Origin of the sequence: Chamaesiphon sp. VAR_48_metabat_403, assembly GCF_031422475.1 — a bacterium.
In the GTDB taxonomy this organism is placed as follows: domain Bacteria; phylum Cyanobacteriota; class Cyanobacteriia; order Cyanobacteriales; family Chamaesiphonaceae; genus Chamaesiphon.
The window spans coordinates 1-5,054 of record NZ_JANPLS010000407.1; the positions used below are offsets into that span (position 1 = coordinate 1).

Sequence of the window (5,054 nt, forward strand, 5' to 3'; positions counted from 1 at the left end):
TCCAAGTGTGAAGTTCCGGTATGGATATACGGGGAGAGAGCAGGATAAGGAGACAGGGTATTATTATTATCGAGCCAGATATTACGATCCGGCAAATGGACGGTTTATCAGTGTAGATCCGGCAGGGTTTGGGGCTGGTGATACTAATCTGTATCGCTATGTTGGTAATCGTTCTACCATGTATACCGATCCTAGCGGTGAGTTTGGATTGCCCAGTTGGAACGATATTACCCAACCATTTCAAGTGGCTGGAGACTATTGGGGTAGTGCGATTGCTAATGGTGCTACTAGTTTCCGAAATATGGTCACTAGTAATGCTCAATCTGGTTTAGAGTCTTGGAGTCGTGTTGCCGTTCGAGGACAAAATAGAGGTGGCATTGTTGGTGGTGTCCTACAGATTACTGGTTCGGTGCTGGGATTGCTCTCTTCTTTGGCTACTGAAGATAATATCGATAAAACTAATGAGACTCTGGCTTTTATATTTGGGGGCGAGATAGTTGCCGGATTTAGATGGATTAAGTCTGTAGCGGCTATTCCTTGGGTGAAAACAGTTACTCCATTTGTGAAATCTGGATTGGCAGCAATCGGAGTTTATCAAGGTGGCGGACAAGTCAGTCAAGCTTGGACTGGAGTGGGTGAAAATGGTCGTCAGTTGAGTGTGCCTGAGCGAGTAACCGTTGGGATTACTGGACTTGCAACGATTGGAGCGTCAATCCTCAGTTTAAAAACGCAATGTTTTGTTGCTGGAACTGAGATTCAAACCATCAACGGTACCAAAAACATTGAGGATATTCATGTTGGTGATTGGGTGCTATCTGATGACCCGAATACGGTTGGGGAGATTGAGTATAAGCAGGTGCTTCAAACTTTTGTCAAAGATACGACTAATCTGGTCGATATCTACATTGATGGAGAGAAGATTACCACTACTGAGGAGCATCCGTTCTGGGTGCCGGATGTGGGTTGGGTAGCGGCGAAGGATCTACATGCTGGGACGTTGCTTCAGACTAAAACTGAGTCGTGGTTGGATGTGGATCGGGTTGAGAAGCATGGTGGACTGACTACGGTTTATAATTTTGAGGTACAGGGCTTCCATACCTATTTTGTTTCGGATCTGGGTCTGCTCGTTCATAATGAGTGCTATAACGCTAAGGAAATTCGTCAGAACTTGGAGACTAAATATGGTGTTAATAATGTATCTTCTACAACTGTTCCACCGCAATCAAATCGATGGAACTTGAGGTTAGCAGGACAAAGACATCCAACAACAGGAATAGTTTTCAATGACAAAGGATTCCCTGTTTTTGATGATATTGCTGTTGCTGAAGTTAAGCTATCACAATCAGGTATTGATGGAGCCAACTATACAGGTCAAATGAGAGAATCTACAAGGAACATTAGGCAGCAGATAGCAGATGGTACTTTATCAGCATCAAATTTTACTGATAGTCAAATTAGAGATATTAATGGAGGTTTAGCGAAGATTGATGGTTACACTTGGCATCATCATCAAGATCCAGGTAGGATGCAATTAATACCTACAAGTGCTCATCGTGGAATGAGTCATATCGGGGGATATGAAATGTGGTATGGAAAGTAAATAGGCAATGCAATTTTATTAATACACACAACTAGGATATTAAAGAAGGCAACTATGTCAGACATCAATACTATTGAGTGGGCAGACATTCCATTGGGGACAACCAATAATTGTATAAACTTAGTAGAGAGAGAACTTGGTATTAGATTTCCTTCAGATTACAGAGATTTTGCATTGAAGTTTGCTGGAGCTAAACCGATAAGCAAGGCTGATTTTGACTTGATGATAAATGATGTTTGCTTCAATGCGGAAGTAGGCCTTTTTCTTAGCTTTAATTATGATGATTCAGAAAATGTCTTGCTATGTAAGCAAGAGATAGAAGATTTACCGGATTCTCTGGTACCAATTACGTCTGGAGGTGGTAGCGATTGTGTTTGCTTTGATTATCAAGAGGATAACACTGAACCTACTATTGTTTTCTGGAAATTTGGTTTAGATGAACCAGTACGTTTTGCAAAAAACTTCACGGACTTTATTAATTTACTTTATTAGCGGAGAAAAAACTTTGGCTTGTTCTCGCAATCTTGACATACTCGATCATTACTGTAGATATCGATCGGGTAATGTTAAATCAATCGTGTTAATTTTGCTCGATCGTTAAAACTCAACTACTCGGTACATCGGCATAATGCGATCGCTATTTATTGACTCGATTGCTAAAACTTTAGATCGATCGCATTAGGATGATTCGTTGGCATCGCCGCGCTGCAAGGTAATCGTGTTGATGGCTACTCAATCGCTATTTATATTTAATTGCTCGATCGTCATATTAATTCACTCGATCGATAGTTATTCTCATTAGAACTGCGATCGTCTCTAATCGATCACTTGACTCAATCGCGATCGGATTTATTTCTATAGATATCGAGATAATACTAGAATCGATCGCATTAGGATCGATATTGATTATTTAGAGTGATATCGATTTATGCTTTCGATCATTTAGTTAGTTACTAATTGCTCGATCGCAGGGATAGTAACTGTTCGATCGTTTTTGGATTCATTCGACCACCCTTGGGGGTGCGCTTGCGCGTTCGAGCGTTAGACTATCGATCTCTGTATTGGATTCGATCGTGTTAGATGTTGCTGTGTTATTTCGATCGGTTAGTTGGTTTCTAGTTACGATTGTAGGGATTGTAATTGTTCGATCGTCTTTACTGGGATCGATCGTGGTTAATGACATTCGATCGCTTTAACTCGATCGAGATTTTGAGGTTAGATCAATTAATTAGTGCGATCGTTAATTTTGACTCAGCCAAGCCTCTAAATCTGCAAAGCTGGTAAAATCTAATAAAGCCTTGCCGAGAGATTCTAGGGGATCGATCATACTTTGGATTCATTCGCTCGTGTTAGATGTTGCTATGCGATTTCGATCGGTTAGCTGTTTTCTAATTGCGATCTCAGGAATTGTAATTGCTCGATCGATCGTTAGACTGTTTACTCTCGATCGCGGTTGATGACATTTGATCGTTTAGTTAGTTTCTAATTTGCGATCTCAGAGAATCTAATTGTTCGATCGATACCATCGTAAACTTAGATCGTTAGAGATGAGATCTAAGATCTAACTTCATGAGTTGCCATCGAGCATTCCAAAACTCGCTCGGATTCGCTAAGAGTGGGTTGAGGATCGATCTCATATTCACGCATGAGCAGATCTAATAGCTTAACCAACGTCTTTTCTTCAGGACTAAGCTGTCCTTTTTTGAGTAAATCTAAAATTGCTAATCGATAGGAGCGTCGATCCTCAATCTCTAGCTCATCACGTCCCAAGTCGTCGCGAAGTTCCGTAGTATCTTGACCCATAGATTTTGCTAGAGTTTTCAGGCTGACATTTAACTCCCGTGCCAACATCACCGCATTATCAAACTTAGGCACAGACCGACCAACCTCCCAAGCTTGATAAGCAGTGTAATTGACCCCAACCCGCTGACTAATTTCTTTTTGACTGAAATTAGCCAATTCGCGTAAAGCCTTCAATGTAATTACTTGTCGGTCATCTCGTTCGCTCGTCATCTCACGGTTATTTTAGTTTAATACGTTGACTTGTCTGTAAACGCAGAGTAAACTACGTTTAATAGTGTTCGAGAACCGATGCTATTCCACTAGCCGTTCTCACTTAAAGTATAGCCACAGATGCCCGTCATTGCCGATGCTCTCTGTTGAAAGCATCGATCTTTGAAGATTAAAAGCGACTAATCTAGTTTCCTCCATAGGGGGTGTTTACTATGCAAACAATTATTAATGATGATGAAATCCTGGATTTTAGTCTAGAGCATCTAATCGGAGAATTTCAGATCGATGTCTCATACCTTTGTCCGAGTGAAATCGAGACGGCTGAGTATGAATTATTTGCTAATCAGTATGCCTATATTAAATTTGGGCTAATTTTAGAGAAATTTCGCAACCAAAGTTGGTGGAAACGTTGCCATGAGCAGTTTAGAGACTTTAAAGATTTCTGTAAGCACAAGGTTAATTTAAGTCGGTGGCAAGTTGTCAATGCCATCAAGTCGGCGAATGTGGCGATTCGATTGGTGTTTCTGGGGTTCTCAAATCTGCCGCGTAATGCGTCCCAAGCCCTGGCAATGGCAGATCTCTATCATTAGAACGATTAGGTGAGGTGTGGGGCAATCTTACCCAGAACCTAGCACATCATCAGATTACTACCGACATCATTAAACGAGAAATTAATCCCGATGCAGTATCATTGGCATCAACGATTAGAATTCCGACAGCATTGTTAGACAGATTGCGGGAGCAGGCGCGGGATGTGGGTTTAACACTGAATCAGTATTTAGAACAATTGGCTGACGGACAATCTCCAGATGGCAGTCGGGAAGTTGAGATCGAGCCGCCAACCGATGAGGAGATCGCCTGTATCGATCGATTGGAATTGGAGTGGAAGTTAGGCAATTGCCAGCCGTCTTCTGACCAATCAAAATCTGAAGCCATACTCGATCCGATCGACATTCAAATAGGAGCAAAAAGCGATCCGATTGAAGTAATAGCGATTGCCTCCACCAGCTAGATAAAGCGAAAACGATCGTCGTTTTACCACACCAGACACGATCTCGATATTGCCGATCTTTTACCAGCAACATCGAGCGATTCGATCTTCAATTTTGACTCAACCAAGCTTCTAAATCTGCGATCGAACTAAAGTCTAATAGATCCTCACCCAAAGATTCCACTCGCTCTAGTGGCAAAGCTTCAATTTTAGCTAACAGCATAGGACTAACATTTCCTAACTTCCGATTTAGCTGTCTGATGACTAACGCTCTGGCTTCCTCAACTCGCCCTTGAGTCTTGCCCTTAACTTCACCCTCAGCTAAAATATCCTGATAAACTGCTGATTCCCGCATAATATCTCTCCGTAGTATTTGCTTAACTAGATTCTTATCCAACACCAACCCAGCTAGAATCGATGCAGTCGCCGCCAGATCCGCTCGAACTTTTC

At 41.7% G+C, this 5,054-nt stretch carries 7 protein-coding genes; 4 read left to right on the plus strand and 3 right to left on the minus strand.

Translation table 11 applies throughout. The features are described from left to right. Both RMO79_RS19485 and RMO79_RS19490 read left to right on the plus strand, forming a co-directional pair. Positions 1-1,600 (plus strand): polymorphic toxin-type HINT domain-containing protein (locus RMO79_RS19485; protein WP_310484914.1); only part of this gene is annotated, 1,600 nt, incomplete at its 5' end. A gap of 54 nt (positions 1,601-1,654) precedes the next feature. Next, positions 1,655-2,092 carry an SMI1/KNR4 family protein gene (locus RMO79_RS19490; protein ID WP_310484915.1) on the plus strand — a complete coding sequence of 146 codons (438 nt, stop codon included), beginning with the start codon at positions 1,655-1,657 and terminating at the stop codon, positions 2,090-2,092. 748 nt (positions 2,093-2,840) lie between these two features. Here the strand turns inward: RMO79_RS19490 and RMO79_RS24650 are convergent. Next, positions 2,841-2,927, minus strand: coding sequence for a DUF4351 domain-containing protein (locus RMO79_RS24650; protein WP_396136640.1), 87 nt, complete (start codon positions 2,925-2,927; stop codon positions 2,841-2,843). A 227-nt stretch (positions 2,928-3,154) separates the two neighbouring features. Then, on the minus strand, positions 3,155-3,613 hold the full coding sequence (locus RMO79_RS19495) for a helix-turn-helix transcriptional regulator (RefSeq protein WP_310484917.1): 459 nt from the start codon (positions 3,611-3,613) through the stop codon (positions 3,155-3,157). Between the two features lie 212 nt (positions 3,614-3,825). Between RMO79_RS19495 and RMO79_RS19500 the strand changes: the two genes are divergently transcribed. Together RMO79_RS19500 and RMO79_RS19505 are read left to right on the plus strand one after the other, a co-directional pair. Continuing rightward, a complete protein-coding gene (locus RMO79_RS19500; RefSeq protein ID WP_310484918.1) occupies positions 3,826-4,203 on the plus strand; it encodes a hypothetical protein in 378 nt (125 codons plus the stop codon). A 14-nt stretch (positions 4,204-4,217) separates the two neighbouring features. Then, positions 4,218-4,625 (plus strand): hypothetical protein, encoded by a 408-nt coding sequence (locus RMO79_RS19505; RefSeq protein ID WP_310484919.1) that lies wholly within the window; start codon positions 4,218-4,220, stop codon positions 4,623-4,625. An 88-nt stretch (positions 4,626-4,713) separates the two neighbouring features. Here RMO79_RS19505 and RMO79_RS19510 read toward each other — a convergent pair. Then, on the minus strand, positions 4,714-5,054 hold a 341-nt coding region (locus RMO79_RS19510), incomplete at its 5' end, for a DUF4351 domain-containing protein (protein ID WP_310484920.1).

Coding starts and splice junctions, on each gene's coding strand:
- RMO79_RS19490 (WP_310484915.1), top strand. CDS start 1,655: ATGTCAGACATCAATACTATTGAGTGGGCAGACATTCCATTGGGGACA.
- RMO79_RS19500 (WP_310484918.1), top strand. CDS start 3,826: ATGCAAACAATTATTAATGATGATGAAATCCTGGATTTTAGTCTAGAG.
- RMO79_RS19495 (WP_310484917.1), bottom strand. CDS start 3,613: ATGACGAGCGAACGAGATGACCGACAAGTAATTACATTGAAGGCTTTA.
- RMO79_RS24650 (WP_396136640.1), bottom strand. CDS start 2,927: ATGATCGATCCCCTAGAATCTCTCGGCAAGGCTTTATTAGATTTTACC.